This window comes from Tenacibaculum pelagium, from assembly GCF_014062345.1.
Taxonomy (GTDB): domain Bacteria; phylum Bacteroidota; class Bacteroidia; order Flavobacteriales; family Flavobacteriaceae; genus Polaribacter; species Polaribacter pelagius.
On sequence record NZ_JACGLS010000004.1, the window covers coordinates 231769 to 249016 of the forward strand.

General features: G+C 29.5%; 18 protein-coding genes. 13 read left to right on the forward strand and 5 right to left on the reverse strand.

Features of this window, described 5'->3' with window-relative positions; all coding sequences use genetic code 11:
* The first annotated feature begins 14 nt into the window (after window positions 1–14).
* The 3 genes from H3Z83_RS10070 (at window position 15) to H3Z83_RS10080 (ending at window position 2226) form a co-directional block, all read left to right on the forward strand.
* The gene (locus H3Z83_RS10070) at window positions 15–422 is read left to right on the forward strand and encodes a hypothetical protein (RefSeq protein ID WP_182125438.1); all 408 of its coding nucleotides are present in this window, start codon (window positions 15–17) and stop codon (window positions 420–422) included.
* A 61-nt stretch (window positions 423–483) separates the two neighbouring features.
* Window positions 484–1212, forward strand: a complete 729-nt coding sequence (locus H3Z83_RS10075; RefSeq protein ID WP_182125361.1) for a lysophospholipid acyltransferase family protein — start codon at window positions 484–486, stop codon at window positions 1210–1212.
* A gap of 33 nt (window positions 1213–1245) precedes the next feature.
* Complete coding sequence (locus H3Z83_RS10080; protein WP_182125362.1) at window positions 1246–2226, forward strand: acyl-ACP desaturase; 981 nt, start codon at window positions 1246–1248, stop codon at window positions 2224–2226.
* A gap of 29 nt (window positions 2227–2255) precedes the next feature.
* On the opposite strand, the gene H3Z83_RS10085 is transcribed toward H3Z83_RS10080, so the two are convergent.
* A complete protein-coding gene (locus H3Z83_RS10085; RefSeq protein WP_182125363.1) occupies window positions 2256–3041 on the reverse strand; it encodes an amidohydrolase in 786 nt (261 codons plus the stop codon).
* A 74-nt stretch (window positions 3042–3115) separates the two neighbouring features.
* Here H3Z83_RS10085 and H3Z83_RS10090 point away from each other — a divergent pair, with 74 nt between their 5' ends.
* Window positions 3116–5872 (forward strand): PD-(D/E)XK nuclease family protein, encoded by a 2757-nt coding sequence (locus tag H3Z83_RS10090; RefSeq protein WP_182125364.1) that lies wholly within the window; start codon window positions 3116–3118, stop codon window positions 5870–5872.
* On the opposite strand, the gene H3Z83_RS10095 is transcribed toward H3Z83_RS10090, so the two are convergent.
* Window positions 5869–6288: a molybdenum cofactor biosynthesis protein MoaE gene (locus tag H3Z83_RS10095; protein WP_182125365.1), complete on the reverse strand. Its 420-nt coding sequence runs from the start codon at window positions 6286–6288 to the stop codon at window positions 5869–5871. The genes H3Z83_RS10090 and H3Z83_RS10095 overlap by 4 nt on opposite strands.
* A 99-nt stretch (window positions 6289–6387) precedes the next feature.
* Here H3Z83_RS10095 and H3Z83_RS10100 point away from each other — a divergent pair, with 99 nt between their 5' ends.
* The 3 genes from H3Z83_RS10100 to H3Z83_RS10110 are packed head-to-tail and all read left to right on the forward strand — an operon-like array spanning window position 6388 to window position 9125.
* On the forward strand, window positions 6388–7575 hold the full coding sequence (locus H3Z83_RS10100) for a phosphoglycerate kinase (protein WP_182125366.1): 1188 nt from the start codon (window positions 6388–6390) through the stop codon (window positions 7573–7575).
* A gap of 1 nt (window position 7576) precedes the next feature.
* Window positions 7577–8065 (forward strand): GNAT family N-acetyltransferase, encoded by a 489-nt coding sequence (locus H3Z83_RS10105; RefSeq protein ID WP_182125367.1) that lies wholly within the window; start codon window positions 7577–7579, stop codon window positions 8063–8065.
* Window positions 8066–8084: 19 nt separating this feature from the next.
* Complete coding sequence (locus H3Z83_RS10110) at window positions 8085–9125, forward strand: NADP(H)-dependent aldo-keto reductase (RefSeq protein ID WP_182125368.1); 1041 nt, start codon at window positions 8085–8087, stop codon at window positions 9123–9125.
* Window positions 9126–9194: 69 nt separating this feature from the next.
* Here the strand turns inward: H3Z83_RS10110 and H3Z83_RS10115 are convergent, their stop codons facing one another.
* Together H3Z83_RS10115 and trpS are read right to left on the reverse strand one after the other, a co-directional pair.
* Window positions 9195–9503 carry a DUF6370 family protein gene (locus tag H3Z83_RS10115; RefSeq protein WP_182125369.1) on the reverse strand — a complete coding sequence of 103 codons (309 nt, stop codon included), beginning with the start codon at window positions 9501–9503 and terminating at the stop codon, window positions 9195–9197.
* Window positions 9504–9918: 415 nt separating this feature from the next.
* Window positions 9919–10887, reverse strand: coding sequence for a tryptophan--tRNA ligase (gene trpS, locus H3Z83_RS10120; RefSeq protein WP_182125370.1), 969 nt, complete (start codon window positions 10885–10887; stop codon window positions 9919–9921).
* A gap of 106 nt (window positions 10888–10993) precedes the next feature.
* Between trpS and H3Z83_RS10125 the strand changes: the two genes are divergently transcribed.
* From H3Z83_RS10125 to H3Z83_RS10145, 5 genes are read left to right on the forward strand one after another with little or no spacing between them, the layout of a single operon-like run.
* Window positions 10994–11785 carry a lysophospholipid acyltransferase family protein gene (locus H3Z83_RS10125; protein WP_246337530.1) on the forward strand — a complete coding sequence of 264 codons (792 nt, stop codon included), beginning with the start codon at window positions 10994–10996 and terminating at the stop codon, window positions 11783–11785.
* Window positions 11757–12398 carry a PAQR family membrane homeostasis protein TrhA gene (gene trhA, locus H3Z83_RS10130; protein WP_182125371.1) on the forward strand — a complete coding sequence of 214 codons (642 nt, stop codon included), beginning with the start codon at window positions 11757–11759 and terminating at the stop codon, window positions 12396–12398. The genes H3Z83_RS10125 and trhA overlap by 29 nt, the downstream gene beginning before the upstream one ends.
* Before the next feature lie 4 nt (window positions 12399–12402).
* Window positions 12403–13728 (forward strand): sensor histidine kinase, encoded by a 1326-nt coding sequence (locus H3Z83_RS10135; RefSeq protein WP_182125372.1) that lies wholly within the window; start codon window positions 12403–12405, stop codon window positions 13726–13728.
* Window positions 13729–13739: 11 nt separating this feature from the next.
* The gene (locus tag H3Z83_RS10140; protein WP_182125373.1) at window positions 13740–14450 is read left to right on the forward strand and encodes a LytR/AlgR family response regulator transcription factor; all 711 of its coding nucleotides are present in this window, start codon (window positions 13740–13742) and stop codon (window positions 14448–14450) included.
* Window positions 14450–15778, forward strand: a complete 1329-nt coding sequence (locus tag H3Z83_RS10145) for a histidine kinase (protein WP_182125374.1) — start codon at window positions 14450–14452, stop codon at window positions 15776–15778. The genes H3Z83_RS10140 and H3Z83_RS10145 overlap by 1 nt, the downstream gene beginning before the upstream one ends.
* 178 nt (window positions 15779–15956) lie before the next feature.
* Here the strand turns inward: H3Z83_RS10145 and H3Z83_RS10150 are convergent, their stop codons facing one another.
* Complete coding sequence (locus tag H3Z83_RS10150; RefSeq protein WP_182125375.1) at window positions 15957–16427, reverse strand: CYTH domain-containing protein; 471 nt, start codon at window positions 16425–16427, stop codon at window positions 15957–15959.
* Window positions 16428–16522: 95 nt separating this feature from the next.
* On the opposite strand from H3Z83_RS10150, the gene recO reads away from it, so the two are divergent.
* Window positions 16523–17245, forward strand: coding sequence for a DNA repair protein RecO (gene recO / locus H3Z83_RS10155; protein ID WP_182125376.1), 723 nt, complete (start codon window positions 16523–16525; stop codon window positions 17243–17245).
* The last annotated feature ends 3 nt before the right edge of the window (window positions 17246–17248 follow it).

Below are 17248 nucleotides of genomic sequence, written 5' to 3' on the forward strand. Positions count from 1 at the left end.
ACTAACAAATCATGATGAAAACATTACACTCTTATTGGGCTTATATTGTACTAGCAGTATTAATTTTTACCGTAATAAATGCTATTATAGGTCTAGTGCAAAAAAAGGAGTTTACACATAAAGAATTCCGTTTAGGATTGTTTACTTTAATAACAGCTCATATTCAGTTACTAGTAGGTTTTTTAGTATACTTTATTGGAGGGTACCAAAAAGGGTTAGGAGAGATGAAAGACTCCGCTGTTAGATTATTAGCTTTAGAACATCCTTTAATGATGATTATTGCGATTACATTAATTACCATTGGTTGGTCTAAACACAAAAAACAAGTTAAAAGCGAAGCAAAATTTAAAACCTTTGCAATTTTTTACGGATTAGCATTAGTATTGATACTAGCACGAATTCCGTGGAATAATTGGTTTTAATTCAAATATATAGTCCCGCTCTCGCGGGATTTTTTATTTTTGCCACTTTATTATTTTAGAAATGAAAATATTAAGTTACTTTTTATCGTCAATATTTGCAGTAGTATTTTTTTCTTTACTATTAGTATTCCACCCTTTACAGTGGATTGGTTTAAAACTATTTGGTCAAAATGGTCATCAAAATGTGGTAGATATCATGAACTGGTTTTTAATAAAGTCGTTATTGATTTTAGGGATTAGAGTTCAAGTAGAAAACGATCAAGACTTACCTGAAAACACAACATTAATTTTTGTGTCAAATCATCAAAGTACGTTTGATATCCCTCCAATTATTTGGCATTTCAGAAAGCATTATCCAAAATTTGTTTCTAAGAAAGAATTAGGAAAAGGTATACCAAGTATCTCTTTTAATTTAAGACATGGAGGAGCAGCCTTAATTGATAGAAAAGACCCTAAACAAGCTTTGGGTGAGTTAGGGAAGTTTGCAAAGACAATAAACAAAAACAAATGGTCTGCGGCTATTTTTCCTGAAGGAACAAGAAGCAGAACAGGAAAACCTAAGTCATTTTCTGTAAATGGCTTAAAAATGATAACTAAGTACAATAAAGAGGCGTATATTGTACCACTAACAATAAACAACTCGTGGAAAGTCTTTAAATACGGTAAATTCCCATTAGGGTTAGGAAGCCCAATTAAAATAAAGACACATCAACCAATAAAGATTGATAGTTTACCGTTTAATGAATTAATAGAGAAGGTTGAAACTACCATAAAAGAATCTATTATCTAAAAAGAAAACAAACAACAATAAAATAAATTAATCATGTCATTACAAAACATTCGAAAGGAAGTAATGCAAACGCTGGAAAAAAATATTGACAGTTTTGTAGACAAATTCTTAATACCGGTAGAAAAAATCTGGCAACCAACCGATTTTTTACCAAACTCACAAAAAGATACTTTTATAGATGAAGTAAAAGAAATTCAAGAACTTTCAAAAGAGCTTGATGATGATTTTTGGGTAGTTTTAGTAGGAGACACAATTACTGAAGAAGCTTTACCAACTTATGAATCTTGGTTATTAGATTTAGACGGAATAACGCAACAACCAGATAATGGTTGGGCAAAATGGATTAGAGCTTGGACAGCTGAAGAAAATCGTCATGGAGATGTATTAAACAAGTATTTATACTTATCAGGAAGAGTAAATATGCGTGAGGTTGAAATATCTACACAGCACTTAATAGCTGATGGATTTGATATTGGTACCGCAACTGATCCTTATAAAAACTTTATTTATACAAGTTTTCAAGAATTAGCGACTTACATTTCTCATAATAATGTAGCAAAGATTGCTAAGAAAAAAGGACATAAAGCATTAGCAAAAATGTCTAAAATTATAGCAGGAGACGAAATGCGTCATCACATTGCGTATACAGATTTTGTTAGAGAAATATTTAAGATTGATCCTAGCGAAATGATGTTAGCTTTTCAGCATATGATGAAGCATAAAATTGTGATGCCTGCAATGCACTTAAGAGACTCTTTTGGAGAGAAAGGAAATTTATTTGATGATTTTTCTACGGTAGCTCAAAGGGTAGGTGTGTACACTGGTTTCGATTATGTTGATATTTTAAAGAAGTTAAATACAGCTTGGGAAATCGATAAGATTACAAACTTAACTCCAGAAGCAGAAAAAGCTAGAGACTATTTAATGAAATTACCAGATAGAATGTATCGTATTACAGAGCGTATTGTAGTACCTGATACTAAATTTAATTTCAAATGGATGATTCCAGCATAATATAAAAAGAGCCTTTTAAAAGGCTCTTTTTATTGGAATTTAAAACGATCTCTATCTTCTAAAAAACGAAATTTATTACGGGTTTTATTTTGACTTTCCTTGTCAAGATGAACAATAAGAACCTCCTCAGACCCCAAGTCATTTTTTGCTAAGCAGTTTCCTAAAGAATCATAACAAGCAGAGTTTCCACTATATTCATATCCATTAGCATCAGTTCCAACTCTATTTACACCAATAGTATAACTCATATTTTCAATTGCACGGGCTTTTAATAAGGCATCCCAAGCTTCAATTCGTGGTTTAGGCCAACTTGCAACATATAATAATAAATCATAATCGTCTGTATTTCTTGCCCAAACAGGAAAGCGTAAATCATAACAAATTAACGGACAAATTTCCCAACCTTTATAACTAACAAAAGTCTTGTTATTTCCAGAAGAAAATACTTCATGTTCTCCAGCTAAAGTAAACGTATGTTTTTTGTCGTAAAAATCAATTTCTCCATAAGGATGTACAAATAACAAGCGATTAAAATAGTGGTCATTTTCTTTAATAATAACACTTCCTGTAATTGCTGACTGATTCACTTTAGCTAATTTCAGCATCCAATTTACAGTTGTCCCATCCATTTCTTCAGCTAATTTACTGGCATTCATTGTAAATCCAGAGGTAAACATTTCTGGCAAAACGATTAAATCAATATCAGTAGGTAGGTTGTTTATTTTTTCTTCAAACAATTTTCTGTTTTCATCAGGATTTTCCCAAATTAAATCCGATTGAATGAGTGCTATTTTTAGTTTGTTGGTTGTGCTCATTATTAAAAAATGAAGTCGTTATTAATCTCAAAAATAAGATAAAAATTGTACTTTGCTTAGTAGAAAATTAACCTATGCAGTCTTTTATTTCAGAAACTTTAGATACTATTTTAAAAACAACTAAATCGTTTGAAAATGTTGTTTTTGTCTTACCATCGCAAAGAGCAGGAGTATTTGTTAAACAAATATTTAAAAATAAAATCTCAGCAGGTTTTTTACCACGAATAGTTAATATAGGAGATTTTGTTGAAGAAGTATCTGAACTTAAAAAAGTAGACTCAGTACAGTTGCTATTTCATTTTTATACAATTTATAAAGAGATTGAAGAAGACCCAGATACGTTTGATGTTTTCTCGTCTTGGGCATTTACGGTAATACAAGACTTTAATGAGATAGATCAGCATTTAATAAATACTCGTGAAATTTTTGTGTATTTAAGAGATGTACATCGTTTAAAAAAATGGTCTGTAAAAGGAGAGTTTACCGAAACAGAGTTGATTAAAGATCATTTTTCCTTTATGGAAAAACTAAATAAATTTTATGATGCTTTTTACAAGTTTTTATTAGAACGAAAAATTGGGTATCAAGGAGTATTGTATCGTGAAGCAACTAAAAAGGTTGATACTTTTATTAGTAATAATCAAGATAAAAAATACTTTTTCATAGGATTTAATGCCCTAAATAGTGCTGAAGAGTTTTTGTTTCAACAATTTTTATCTAACGGAAATTCTGAAGTTTTTTGGGACATCGAAAAAACATTTTACAAGAGTAACCATCAAGCAGGGAGCTTTTTAAGAAAGTATAAATCTAAATGGAAATATTACGAAAAGAATTCGATAGAAACGATTAAAGAATATTTTGATGAGCCAAAAAACATTCAAGTAATAGGTGCTTCTAAAAACATTACTCAGATAAAATATGCTGGTGAAATTTTATCGAAACTACCAGATTATAATAATACAGCATTGGTTTTGGCTGACGAAAGTTTATTGCCAATAACATTAAATTCATTACCAAAAAATGTTGATTCTGTTAATATTACTATGGGGTATCCTTTAAAAGATATTCCTACAACGAGTTTAATTTTTTCAGTTTTTCAATTGTTTATCAGTCAAGAAAAATTACAGAAAAAAGAAACAAATCTTTTTTACCATAAAGATTTAGTTCGTTTTATAAAAGATGTTTCGATATATCGATTATTACAAATTGATGATACTCAAAATCTCGCCGATGTAATTTCTTTAGCGATAGTAAAAGAGAACAATACATTTACCAGTCAAGAAAAAATCAACAGTTTTTTGGTTGATTTAGGTGGTGAAGTAAAGGAAGTTATAAGAGCAGTTTTTAATCCATTTTCAGATATAAGCGAGTTTTTATCTAGAATTTTAAATTTAATTAATGCTTTAAAAGATAAAGTTAATGATTTAGAAAAAGAATATTTATTTCGTTTTTACACAGCTTTCACACAATTGCAAAATTTGCATAGCGAATTTAATTACGTGCAAGACTTAAAAACATTGCATCAATTTTTTAGGCAATTAATTCAATCTGAAAGCTTATCATTTCAAGGAGAACCATTGCAAGGATTACAATTAATGGGAGTTTTAGAAACCCGTGTTTTAGATTTTGAAAATGTAATAATTACTTCAGTTAACGAAGGTGTATTGCCTGCAAGTAGTCAGCAAAATACATTTATCCCATTCGATGTAAAAATTGCGTTTGGTTTGCCAACATACAAAGAAAAAGACGCATTATTTTCGTACCACTTTTTTAGATTATTACAGAGAGCCAAAAATATTTACATTTTATATAATACAGAGCACGACGTTTTTGGTAGTGGAGAAAGAAGTCGTTTTGTAACGCAATTAGAAATGATGCGTGACGATATCACTGAGAAAATCATTAGTCCAAAAGTAGTAACGTCTCCTAAGAAATTAAAGGAGATTCAAAAAGACAAAAATGTTTTAGAGCGTTTACGCGAATTGGCTAAAAAAGGAATATCACCATCTGCATTGACTAACTATTTATACAATCCGATTGCGTTTTACAAACAGAAAATTTTAAAGATTAATGAGTTTGAGAACGTCGAAGAAACTATAGCTGCAAATACAATGGGTACTGTGGTTCATGACACTTTAGAAGAATTATACAAACCTTTTATTGACAGTTTTTTATCTGTAGCTGATGTTACTCAAATGCAGAAAAAATCAAAGGATTTAGTTCAAAACTATTTTTCGAAGCATTTTAAAAACGGAGATATCTCTACCGGAAAAAACAGATTAGTTTTTGAAGTTGCAAACCGTTTTGTAGAAAATTTTTTAGCAAAAGAAAAGGAGTTGCTAAAAGATGAAAACAATCAGTTGAAAATTATTGCTACAGAACAAAATTTAGCAGCTGAAATTGCAATTGAAGGAATTGATTTTCCAATTAAAATTCACGGACAAGTTGATAGAATCGACGAGTTAAATGGTGTTACTAGAATTATCGATTATAAAACAGGAATGGTAAGTTCTACAAATTTAAAAGTAGTTGATTTTGATGAGATCAGAGAGTTGAAATATCATAAAGCAATTCAAGTAATGTTATATGCGTATTTATATACGCAAAACACAAATTTTGATTTTTCTAAGAGTATAGAAGCTGGTATAATTTCGTTTAAAAACCTAAAAAGTGGATTTTTAAAGATGAATTTTTCATCGAATTATCGAGCTCCAGATAATCAGGTAACTCAAGAAAAACTAGATGAGTTTATGAACGAGATAAAAGAAGTGTTAAAAGAGTTATACAATTCTGAGGCTAGTTTTGTTGAACCAGCAGATTTACCTTATTAAGGGTGCGCGTTTACCCAAACCTCTCCATCTTCAAAATATTCTTTTTTCCAAATAGGTACTGTTTCCTTTAATGTATCAATAGCGTATTGACAAGCATCGAAAGCAGCTTTTCTATGAGGAGAAGAAACAGTGATTATTACTGGAATATCTTCTATTTGCAACATTCTTTCAGCATGATGGATTGCAATTTTTTTTACTCCGAATTTTTCTAAAGCAATATCAGCAATTTTCTGCATTTCTTTAATAGCCATTGGTCTGTAAGTAGAAAAATCTAACTGAGTAACACTCTTGTTCTGAGTAGCGTTTCTAACAGTTCCTACAAAAACAGCAATTCCACCACAAGAAGGGTCAGCAACAAAGTCATAACATTCTTGTAAATTGAGTTTTTCTGAAGATATTTTAATAGAAGTATTCATAAGTTTAACAAAGATATAATATTGAAAGGGTAAAAGGAATAGAAACCAATCGGATTTAAATAATTATTTTTGTTCACCTAAATAGAGATAACAACACAAATGAAAACATTGAACGATTTTAATTTCGAAAATAAAAAAGCATTAATTCGTGTAGATTTTAATGTGCCTTTAAATGAAACTTTTGAGGTAACGGATGATACAAGAATTCAAGCAGCAAAGTCAACTATTATTAAAGTTTTAGAAGACGGTGGGAGCTGTGTGTTAATGTCGCATTTAGGACGTCCGAAAGGAAAAGAAGAAAAATTTTCGTTACGACATATTGTAGATAAGGTAACCGAGGTTATAGGAGTACAAGTTAAGTTTGTTGATGATTGTATAGGCGATAAAGTTTCAGAAGCAGTTTCAAATTTAAAAAGCGGAGAAATTTTATTATTAGAGAACTTACGTTTTTATTCAGAAGAAAAAGCTGGAGATATTGCTTTCGCAGAGCAACTATCTAAATGGGGAGATGTATATGTAAACGATGCTTTTGGTACTGCACATAGAGCGCATGCATCTACAGCTGTAATTGCTCAGTTTTTCGAAAAAAACAAATGCTTTGGAAACTTATTAGCTAAAGAAATTGAAAGTATTGATAAGGTTTTAAACAATTCAGAGAAGCCTGTAACAGCTATCTTGGGAGGGGCAAAAGTGTCGTCTAAAATTGGTGTGATTGAAAATATTATCGAAAAAGTAGATCATATTATTGTTGGTGGAGGTATGACCTTTACTTTTATTAAAGCTTTAGGAGGAACTATTGGAAATTCGTTAGTTGAAGATGATAAATTAGAATTGGCATTATCAATTTTAAAATTAGCAAAAGAACAAAATACGGAGATTCATTTACCAGTTGATGCAGTAATCGCAGATGCTTTTTCAAACGACGCAAATACACAAATAGTTGATACAACTAAAATTTCTGATGGGTGGATGGGTTTAGATTGTGGACCAAAAACATCAGAAAAATTTGCAGAAGTAATTGCAAAATCGAAAACTATTTTATGGAACGGTCCTTTAGGGGTTTTTGAGATGGAAAAATTTGCAACTGGTACTATCGAACTAGGTAATGCTATCGCCAAAGCAACAGAAAATGGAGCATTTTCTTTAGTGGGAGGTGGAGATTCGGTTGCAGCAGTAAAACAGTTTGGTTTCGGAGATAAAGTGAGTTATGTTTCTACTGGTGGAGGAGCCATGTTAGAAATGTTAGAAGGAAAATCTTTACCTGGTATTGAAGCTATTTTAAAATAGAATGATTTATAGAAAAGGAAGTATTGCTGATTTTGAGCAATTAAAAGAGTTAGGCATAATATCTTATTCTGAATATTCAAGTACTCTAGATGCAGAAAATTGGAAGAAATTAAAAGGAATTTTAAATGATGATGAGAAATTAAAAAACACCATTTCTAAAAGCACCGTTTTTGTTTGTGAAAAGGATAATGAAATAGCAGGCGCAGTTTATTTTTTCTCTAAAAATAATCCAACAGAACTGTATAAATCTGAATGGTGTTATTTTAGATCTTTAGGTGTAAATCCGAAATATAGAGGTTTAGGGATAGGAAATAAGCTAACCAATATGTGTCTTGATTATGCAAAAGAAACTAAAGAAAAAACAATAGCTTTACATACTTCTGAATTTATGGATACAGCTAGAGTAATGTATGAAAAAAAAGGATTTGAAAGAGTAAAAGAAATTCAACGTTTAGGGAAGAAATACTGGATTTTCACCAAACAATTATAGCATAAAATTCCAATTAAAGATGAAATATACAACACTACCAAATACAGATATAAAAGTTTCTAAAATATGTTTAGGAACCATGACTTGGGGAAATCAGAATACAGAGGCTGATGGTCATGAACAAATGGATTATGCTTTAGAGCAAGGTGTGAATTTTTGGGATACTGCTGAGTTGTATTCAGTTCCTGCAACTCCAGAAACTTACGGAGCAACCGAAAAAATTATTGGTTCATGGTTTAAAAAAAATGGAAATCGTGAGAAGGTGGTTCTAGCATCTAAAATTGCTGGTGGAGGTGATTATACAAAACATATTAGAATAGGAGGTTTTGTAAAACAAAATATTATTGACGCTGTTGAAGGTAGCCTTAAAAGACTACAGACTGATTATATCGATTTGTACCAATTGCATTGGCCAGATCGAGGAGTAAATTGTTTCGGAGTTCGTGATTACCCTTATAAATACTCTTCAAAAGAGGCTGAAAATCATTTGGAAATTTTAGAAACTTTAAATACTCTAGTAAAACAAGGAAAGATAAAGCATATCGGTTTGTCTAATGAAACTCCCTGGGGAACGATGAAGTATTTACAAACGTCAGATCAACATAATTTACCACGAGTGGCTACAATCCAGAATTCATATTCATTAATCCATAGAGGTTATGAAGTTGGAATGAGCGAGGTTTCAATGCGTGAAAATGTTGGGTTGTTAGCTTATTCTCCATTAGCACAAGGTGTGTTATCTGGTAAATATTTAAAAGGAGGACAACCAGAAGGAGCGAGAGGAACATTATTTCCGCGTTTTATAGCTCGTTATATGAGTGAAGGTTCTTTAAAAGCTGTTGAAGAATATCAAAAAATAGCCCACAAACACGGATTAACCTTAGCTGAATTATCATTAGCGTATATCAACCAATTACCGTTTGTAACGAGTAATATTATCGGAGCTACTAAATTGAGTCAATTAAAAGAAAATATTAACTCAATTAATATAGAACTGAGTAAAGAAATTTTAGAAGAAATAGAAGGGATTCATGCTGTGATACCTAATCCAGCTCCTTAAATTTTAATCGTTATTTATAAAAAAAACCGAAGTAAATATTTACTTCGGTTTTTTTTTAAAATGTTATGTTTATTTCTTCGCTATTTTAAAAGAAGTAGCTTTAAACCTACCATCTTCTACTTTACCTGTAACTTCAACTTTTCTAACTACGTTACAAAATCCGATATTTTCATCGTGAGCATCCCCAAAATCATCAATATGAGCCCCATCGATGAAATATGCTTTATCATTAACTTTAATCGCTAAATCACACCCTTTTTGAGATTTTAATCCAAACTGACATTGACCGCAAGAAGCATCAGTTATAAACGTTTTTTCTTTTGGTTGAGTACAAGAAAGAAATAATACAATACTGCTTAAAATAAATAGGTTTTTCATAATTGTTTTAAAATGAAATGTTTTGATAAAGATGAGACTATAATTATTATTAATAATAAAAAAGAAAATAAAAAATCGGTTGTTTTTACATGAGGATTTCTTCCCCAAAAAGAATCATCAATATCGTTTGAACCTCTCAAGTAAAGAAAGAAATCTCTATCGTGAATTTTTATACTTAGAAATTTAAATAATCGATCAAAAGCCCAATAAACTATTGGAGGACATAAACCAAAAAGAACATTTTTTAAATTAATATTATTTGATAGCTTTAATATCAAAAGACCTAAACAGAAAAATAAGGAAAATAACAACCAAACAGATTTAACATTAAGCCATTTACTCTTTCTATTGTACAAAATAAATAAGCAAATTATTATCGATAGAAAATAACCAATTAGATTGAAATCCATTTTTATTAATATCCTACCTTATCACGTACTCTTTTTAATACGTCTTTTGCAATTACACGTGCTTTTTCAGCACCAATAGCTAAGGCTTCGTCAATTTCATGACGATTTTCCATATAGTGATTGTATTTAGCCCGAACATCCGCAAATTTTTCAAGAATTAACTCATGTAAAGCTTGTTTTGCATGTCCGTAACCATAACCTCCATTTTCATAATTAGCACGCATTTTAGCAATTTGTTCTTCAGAAGCTAATAATTTATATAATGCAAAAACATTATCAGTATCAGGATTTTTAGGGTCTTCTAAAGCTTTACTATCCGTTTGAATTCCCATAATTTGCTTACGCAATTTCTTTTCTGGTAAAAAGATATCGATAAAATTATTTCTCGATTTACTCATTTTTTCACCATCGGTACCAGGAACCAGCTTTGTGTTTTCGTTTACTTTTGCTTGTGGTAAAATTAAAGTATCACCAATTACGTTGTTTATTCTACTAGCTACATCACGAGTCATTTCTAAATGCTGCAACTGGTCTTTTCCTACAGGAACAACTTCAGCATCGTATAATAAAATATCTGCAGCCATTAGCATAGGGTATGTAAATAAACCAGAGTTTACATCCGATAAACGATCTGCTTTGTCTTTAAAACTATGTGCTAAGGTTAAACGTTGGTATGGAAAATAACAGCTTAAATACCAAGTTAACTCAGTAACTTCTGGAATATCGCTTTGACGATAAAAAACTGTTTTATTAATGTCAATTCCACAAGCAAGCCAAGTAGCTGCAGTACTATAGGTGTTTTCACGTAATTGCTTACCATCTTTAATTTGAGTTAAAGAATGCATATCAGCAATAAATAAAAACGATTCATTTTTAGGATCATTAGCCATTTCGATGGCTGGTAAAATTGCTCCTAATAAATTTCCTAAGTGTGGGGTTCCAGTACTTTGTACTCCGGTTAAAACTCTTGACATATTTCTACTTTGAAATGTTTTATTCTGACATTGATCAGAATTAAATTTAGTAAGCAAAAATAAGCTTAAAATTCATCAAACAAAAGAAATTACTACATTCGCAGTTATGAAATATTTACTTTTTCCTTTCCGTCTAATTTGGCGAATTTGGTTTTATTTTTTAATTATAGTATCGGTACTTTTAATGGTTCCGGTTTTATTGGTGCTTTTATCTGATGAAAAGTATTATGGTACTTTTTGGAAGTTGATGAGAGCTTGGTCGTTTTATTTAATCTACGGAATGGGATTTCGATTAAAAATAGATAAAGAGCAAGAAACGGATCCAGATAAAAGCTATGTATTTATAGCAAATCACGCATCATTATTAGATCCTTGGATTATGATTGCAATGAATAAGAATCCGCTTTTATTTGTAGGAAAAAAAGAATTAGTAAAATTACCAATATTTGGTTTTTTCTATAAGAAAGCAGTAGTAATGGTAGATAGAAGTGATCCTAAAAGTAGAAAAGAAGTATACACACGTATAAAGAAACGATTAGATAAAGGATTAAGTATTGCCATTTTTCCAGAGGGACTGGTGCCAACTGAGGATGTTGTTTTAGCACCATTTACAAATGGCGCATTTAGTTTGGCTATACAATATCAAATGTCAATTGTTACTCAAGTATATTACGATGCAAAACGCTTGTTTTCTTGGGATTTTTTTAAAGGAGGACCAGGTGTTTTTAGGAATAAACAATGTACTTTTATTCAAACAGAAGGTTTAACAATAGAAGACAAAGACCACTTAAAAAAGAAAACCTTTGATATTGTGTATAATGAGTTAATAAATGATGAGTTGTACATGAAAGATACTAACCGACCAAACAATGAGCGAGAATTTAAATCACCATTATAGCGATACAGAAGAACGATTAAACGTTTTAACTCATGGCTTTGGGCTGCTAATGAGTTTAATAGGAGTGTTTTTTTTATTAAAAAAAGGATTAAGCTATTTAGGTTTTTGGCAACAAATAAGTTTTGTTATCTACGGAATAAGTATGGTTGTTTTGTATGCCGCATCTACTTTTTACCACGCAGCTAAAGAGCCCAAACTTAGACGAAAGCTAAATATTTTTGATCATGCTGCAATTTATGTTTTAATAGCAGGAAGTTACACGCCTTTTTGTTTAGTGGTTCTACCAGAACAAACAGGTTGGTATATGTTTATTTTTGTTTGGTTATTTGCCTTAACTGGAATTATTTTAAAACTTTTTTTTACAGGAAGATTTGATAAATTATCTACAGCATTATATTTAATTATGGGGTGGCAAGTAGTTTTTTTGATTAAGCCACTCGTGAATAATTTATCTAGTGAAGGACTTATTTATTTGATTGCTGGAGGTTTATTTTATACAATTGGAGCTATTTTTTATTCTATTGGAAAAATTAAATACAATCACGTAATTTTTCATGTTTTTGTTCTTTTAGGTAGTTTTTGTCATTTTTTAACCATATTTCTCTATATTTAGAGGAATGTTGTTAGACGTTAATTCATTATTTTATTCTTGGATTAGAGGGGGAGTATTCCTCTTATTACTTTATCATTTTGTGTTTTATTTAAAACACAAAGAAGATGTTTATAAATACTATTCAATATACCTTTTAGGGGTTTTTATCTTTCTGATTAAAGATGCCTTTCGGTCTGAATCTATGGTTCAGGTTTATGAATATTTAATGTTTTCAATTCAATTCTTAGCATTTTCTTTTTACATTCATTTTACTAGAAGTTTGTTAGATACAAAAAGAGACTATCCAGCATGGGATAAAGAGGCGAGTTTTATAGCAAAATCATTATTGGTTATGGGATTTGTTCTTTTAATAGTTCAATTCTTTTTTGGATTTGAATTTCAAAAGCAAGTACTGATTTATGGAGCGCCATTACTTTCAATAATTTTTATAATAAGATTATCTTATGTTAAAGTGATTTTTTCGAAAGAAGGAATCTATTCTTTAATGGGATCAGTAATCCTTTTAATATGCGCAAACATTACAGTAATTAAGATGATTAGAGGGGAGTTTTTTCTAATAAATTTAAAAGTACATAGTATGTTTTATTATTTTATTGGAATATTAATTCAAACCACAATTTATGCTTTTTTACTAGCAGATGCTTTGCAAAAAATTGAAATAGAAAAGAGTAAAATTGAATATGATTTATTAGAGAAATCATCACAGTTATATAAGTTGAAAATGACAGCTTTTAAAAATAAAATGAACCCTCATTTTTTATTTAATTCATTAAATTCAATAAATAATTTTGTACTTCAAAACAAAAAAGAAGAGGCATCAATATATATAACTAAATTTTCATCGTTAGTTAGAAAAGTACTTCAAACAACAGAAAAAGTTTCAATTTCTTTAGCTGAAGAGTTACGTATTTCAGAATTATATATTAATATTGAGCAAGCTAGACTAAGAAATAGTTTTTTGTATGAAATTAATGTGGAAGAAAATATTGATGTAGAAGAATTAAAAGTTGTACCTCTTTACTTACAGCCTTTTGTTGAGAATGCTATATGGCATGGACTAAGTTTAAAAGAAGGAGAAAAAAAACTAACAATTAATATTAGAGAGAAAGAGAATTATATTTTTACTGAAGTAATTGATAATGGAATAGGTTTTGAAGAGTCTAAAAACAGAAAAAACTCTCAAAATATTCAACGAAAATCTTTCGGTATTGACACCATAAAGAGTAGATTAAATTTAATTTATACCCCCCAGAGCAATTTTGTTAAAATAAGTGATGAGGAAACTATTGGCACAAAAGTGTTAATAAAGTTTCCTAAAGAAACAAGTTAAAACAATGGTATATGTTAAAGATATTAATAATTGATGATGAAAAAGATGCTTTAGAAGTATTAGAATGGAAATTAAATAAATATGTAAAAGAAGAAATTTCGATAACTAAATGTAGTTCGCCTTTAATTGGTATAGAATTATTGAAGGAAGTAGAACCTGATATTTTATTTCTTGATATTCAAATGCCAGAAATGGATGGCTTTTCTTTTATAGAAAAGTTTCCTGATAGGGATTTTAAAGTGATTTTTACTACAGCTTACGATGAATATGGAATTAAGGCAGTTAAAGCAAAAGCATTTGACTATCTTTTAAAACCAATAGATGTTGATGAGCTCAACTTGGCGATAAAGAAAATTATAAATGAAGAAAAACAAGTTACTATACCGGCAAATTTATCGCCTAAGATAAATATTTCAGCTGATGGTAAAGTGTATCTTATAGATAAAGAAACTGTACTTTATTTAAAATCAGATAAAAGTTATACAACAATTAGTTTAACTTCTGGTAAAAAAATTATTGCGACTAAAACATTAAAAGAAATTCATAAAAAATTTCCTTGCCCTGAGTTTGTTCGAGTTCATAATTCTTATGTAGTAAACTTAAATCATGCTACGGAATATAATAAAGGAGTGAATGAATTAACAATGTTAGATGGTACAATTGTTAGTGTTAGTAGAAGTAAAAAAACAGAATTGATAAAAAAACTGCATTTAGATAAATAGTGTTACAGGATATTACATCTCCGTTTTATTCTTGGATACGAGGAGGACTACTGGTTCTTTTTGTGTATCATTTTATAATATATGTTCAAAACCGAGATGTTTTGCATAGGTATTATAGTATTTATCTTTTTTGCTTAACTGTTTATTTAGTAAGAGATGCATTTACAAATGAAACAGTTCAGTATTATTATCAATACATTAGTTTTTCTATACAGTATATAGGTTATGCTTATTTTATACATTTTTGCAGAAGTTTAGTAGATACAAAGCAGAACTTTCCAAAGTTAGATAAAGGAGCGGTTAATCTTTCGAAGGGATTGTTGTTGCTAGCATTTTTTTTAGTTGTAATTCAATTTTTATGGGGTTACGAAGTTCAGAAATTGGCAGTTGCTTGGTCTGTTCCTTTTACTTCTTTTTGCGCGTTTTATATATTTTTTGTTGTTTCAAAAAAGAAATCAAAACAAGTTTTTTATCTATTATTAGGGTCTATTTTATTTTTAATATTGGCAAATATTAGTTCAATTAAAATGGTTAAAGGTGAATTATATTTAATTGATTTCAAGGTGCACAGAATGTTTTATTATTTTATTGGAGCAATTATTCAAAGTACCATATTTGCAATTTTAATCGGAAATTATTTTAGAGAAATAATTAAGCAAAAAAATAAAGTAGAGATTTACTTATTAAAACAGAGAAATCAAATTTCTGAATTAAAGTTAACAGCTTTAAAAAGTCAAATGAACCCTCATTTTTTATTTAACTCCTTAAATTCGATAAATAATTTTGTAATTCAGAATAAAGTAGATGAAGCTTCAGATTACATTACTAAATTTTCATCTTTAATTAGAAAAGTACTTCGAGCAACTAATAAAAATTCAATTTCATTAAAAGAAGAATTAGATGTTTTATCTATTTATATAAAGTTAGAACAAATGAGGTTGAAAAACAGCTTTGTTTTTGAAAAAGAGATAGGTAATAATATTAATATTCAAGAGTTAAAAGTAGTGCCTCTTTTTTTACAGCCTTTTGTAGAAAATGCCATATGGCATGGATTGAGTTTAAAAAAAGGTGATAATAAGTTAATTTTAAGTGTACAGTTGGAGAAAAAAGATATTGTTGTTAAAGTTGTTGATAATGGTATAGGCTTAAATGCTTCTCAAAGGAAAAAAGATAAGCAGTTATTAAATAAAAAATCTTACGGGATTAACTTAGTCAAAGAAAGATTAGAGTTAATGTATGGTCAAGAAATTAAAGTTGATATTGAAGATGTATCTGATGAAAAAGCAACAGGAACTCAGGTTTTTATTCGTTTTCCGTATAATTTATAATGTCAATTATTGTGTTTTTTTAACGTAATATTTAATTTTTACTACCAATTGTTTAAATCTTTCAAAACTTTTAAAAAACCTATATAATTTAGCCACATAGAAAAGGAATTGTGATCTGGGGGGCTCACGTTCTTTAGGGGTAAAGAAAGAAGGTTAAAGCATTGCTTTAACCTTTTTATTACCATTTTAAAAAAGGTTTTTTACTTAAATTAGAATTGTAATACTTATTTATTCCAGTAACTTCTTCTCCTAACCAATCTGGTTTAGTGAAAGTATCATGTTCATTTTCTAATTCTACTTCTGCTATAAGTAATCCTTTATTATCACCTAAAAATTCGTCTACTTCGAAAGTATGGTCATCAACCTTTACTAAATAACGATATTTTTCAATTACTCCTTCTTCACATAAATTAAGTAAATCATTAGCTTCATTTATGTCAATTTCTTTTTCCCATTCATAGCGAGTAGTTCCAGTTTTATTTGATTTTCCTTTAATAGTAAGAAAACTATTTTCATCTTTTATACGAACTCTAACAACGCGCTCTTTATTAGAGTTTAAAAAACCTTGTTTAATAAAGTGTTTTTTATATGCAGATACTTTAAAGTCAGTAGACTTTACGATAAACTTTCTTTCTATTTCTAACGCCATAAATTCCGTGGTCTAATTTATACGAAAGTATCAATTTTTTGTCGTTAATATTAAATATCTTTGATAAGTATTAATAATTGATTTGAAAATTTAGGATGGCATTAATTACTACTAAAGCAATTGTTTTAAGTGCCTTAAAATATAGCGATACAAGTTTAATAGTTAAGTGTTTTACTTTAGAAGATGGAGTTAAATCGTATATGTTAAAAGGAGTTTTAAAGGCTAAAAGAGGTAAGTTAAAAGCTGCACACTTTCAGTCTTTAAATCAATTATTAATTACTGCAAATCATAATAATAAGAATACATTAAATTCTATTAAAGAGATTCAGGTTATTCATCCTTATGAGAATATCCATACTTCGGTAATAAAACAGACAATAGTGCTTTTTTTGTCAGAAGTATTGTCAAGTATTATTCAAGAAGAAGAAAAAAACTCACCTTTATATGAATATATAGAAGCTGGCTTGGTTTGGCTAGATACTCATGATAATATTGCTAATTTCCATTTGCTTTTTTTGTTGAATTTATCAAGGTATTTAGGGTTCTATCCTGATGTTTCTGAGCCTGAAAAAAAAGCATTTAATTTATTGGAAGGAAGGTTTACTGATGTTGAATATGAAAGATTAACAGTAGCCGGAAATGAATTAGTTCTTTTTAAAAGGCTATTAGGCATAAATTTTGATGCAATAGATACAGTTTTATACAATAAAAATGAAAGACAAATAATCCTGCGAACTATAATTCAATATTTTGAATTACATTTGGAGGGTTTTAGAAAACCTAAATCTTTAGACGTTTTAGAAACCGTGTTTAGTTGATAT

Coding starts and splice junctions, on each gene's coding strand:
- H3Z83_RS10070 (WP_182125438.1), top strand. CDS start 15: ATGAAAACATTACACTCTTATTGGGCTTATATTGTACTAGCAGTATTA.
- H3Z83_RS10075 (WP_182125361.1), top strand. CDS start 484: ATGAAAATATTAAGTTACTTTTTATCGTCAATATTTGCAGTAGTATTT.
- H3Z83_RS10080 (WP_182125362.1), top strand. CDS start 1,246: ATGTCATTACAAAACATTCGAAAGGAAGTAATGCAAACGCTGGAAAAA.
- H3Z83_RS10085 (WP_182125363.1), bottom strand. CDS start 3,041: ATGAGCACAACCAACAAACTAAAAATAGCACTCATTCAATCGGATTTA.
- H3Z83_RS10090 (WP_182125364.1), top strand. CDS start 3,116: ATGCAGTCTTTTATTTCAGAAACTTTAGATACTATTTTAAAAACAACT.
- H3Z83_RS10095 (WP_182125365.1), bottom strand. CDS start 6,288: ATGAATACTTCTATTAAAATATCTTCAGAAAAACTCAATTTACAAGAA.
- H3Z83_RS10100 (WP_182125366.1), top strand. CDS start 6,388: ATGAAAACATTGAACGATTTTAATTTCGAAAATAAAAAAGCATTAATT.
- H3Z83_RS10105 (WP_182125367.1), top strand. CDS start 7,577: ATGATTTATAGAAAAGGAAGTATTGCTGATTTTGAGCAATTAAAAGAG.
- H3Z83_RS10110 (WP_182125368.1), top strand. CDS start 8,085: ATGAAATATACAACACTACCAAATACAGATATAAAAGTTTCTAAAATA.
- H3Z83_RS10115 (WP_182125369.1), bottom strand. CDS start 9,503: ATGAAAAACCTATTTATTTTAAGCAGTATTGTATTATTTCTTTCTTGT.
- trpS (WP_182125370.1), bottom strand. CDS start 10,887: ATGTCAAGAGTTTTAACCGGAGTACAAAGTACTGGAACCCCACACTTA.
- H3Z83_RS10125 (WP_246337530.1), top strand. CDS start 10,994: ATGAAATATTTACTTTTTCCTTTCCGTCTAATTTGGCGAATTTGGTTT.
- trhA (WP_182125371.1), top strand. CDS start 11,757: ATGAGCGAGAATTTAAATCACCATTATAGCGATACAGAAGAACGATTA.
- H3Z83_RS10135 (WP_182125372.1), top strand. CDS start 12,403: ATGTTGTTAGACGTTAATTCATTATTTTATTCTTGGATTAGAGGGGGA.
- H3Z83_RS10140 (WP_182125373.1), top strand. CDS start 13,740: ATGTTAAAGATATTAATAATTGATGATGAAAAAGATGCTTTAGAAGTA.
- H3Z83_RS10150 (WP_182125375.1), bottom strand. CDS start 16,427: ATGGCGTTAGAAATAGAAAGAAAGTTTATCGTAAAGTCTACTGACTTT.
- recO (WP_182125376.1), top strand. CDS start 16,523: ATGGCATTAATTACTACTAAAGCAATTGTTTTAAGTGCCTTAAAATAT.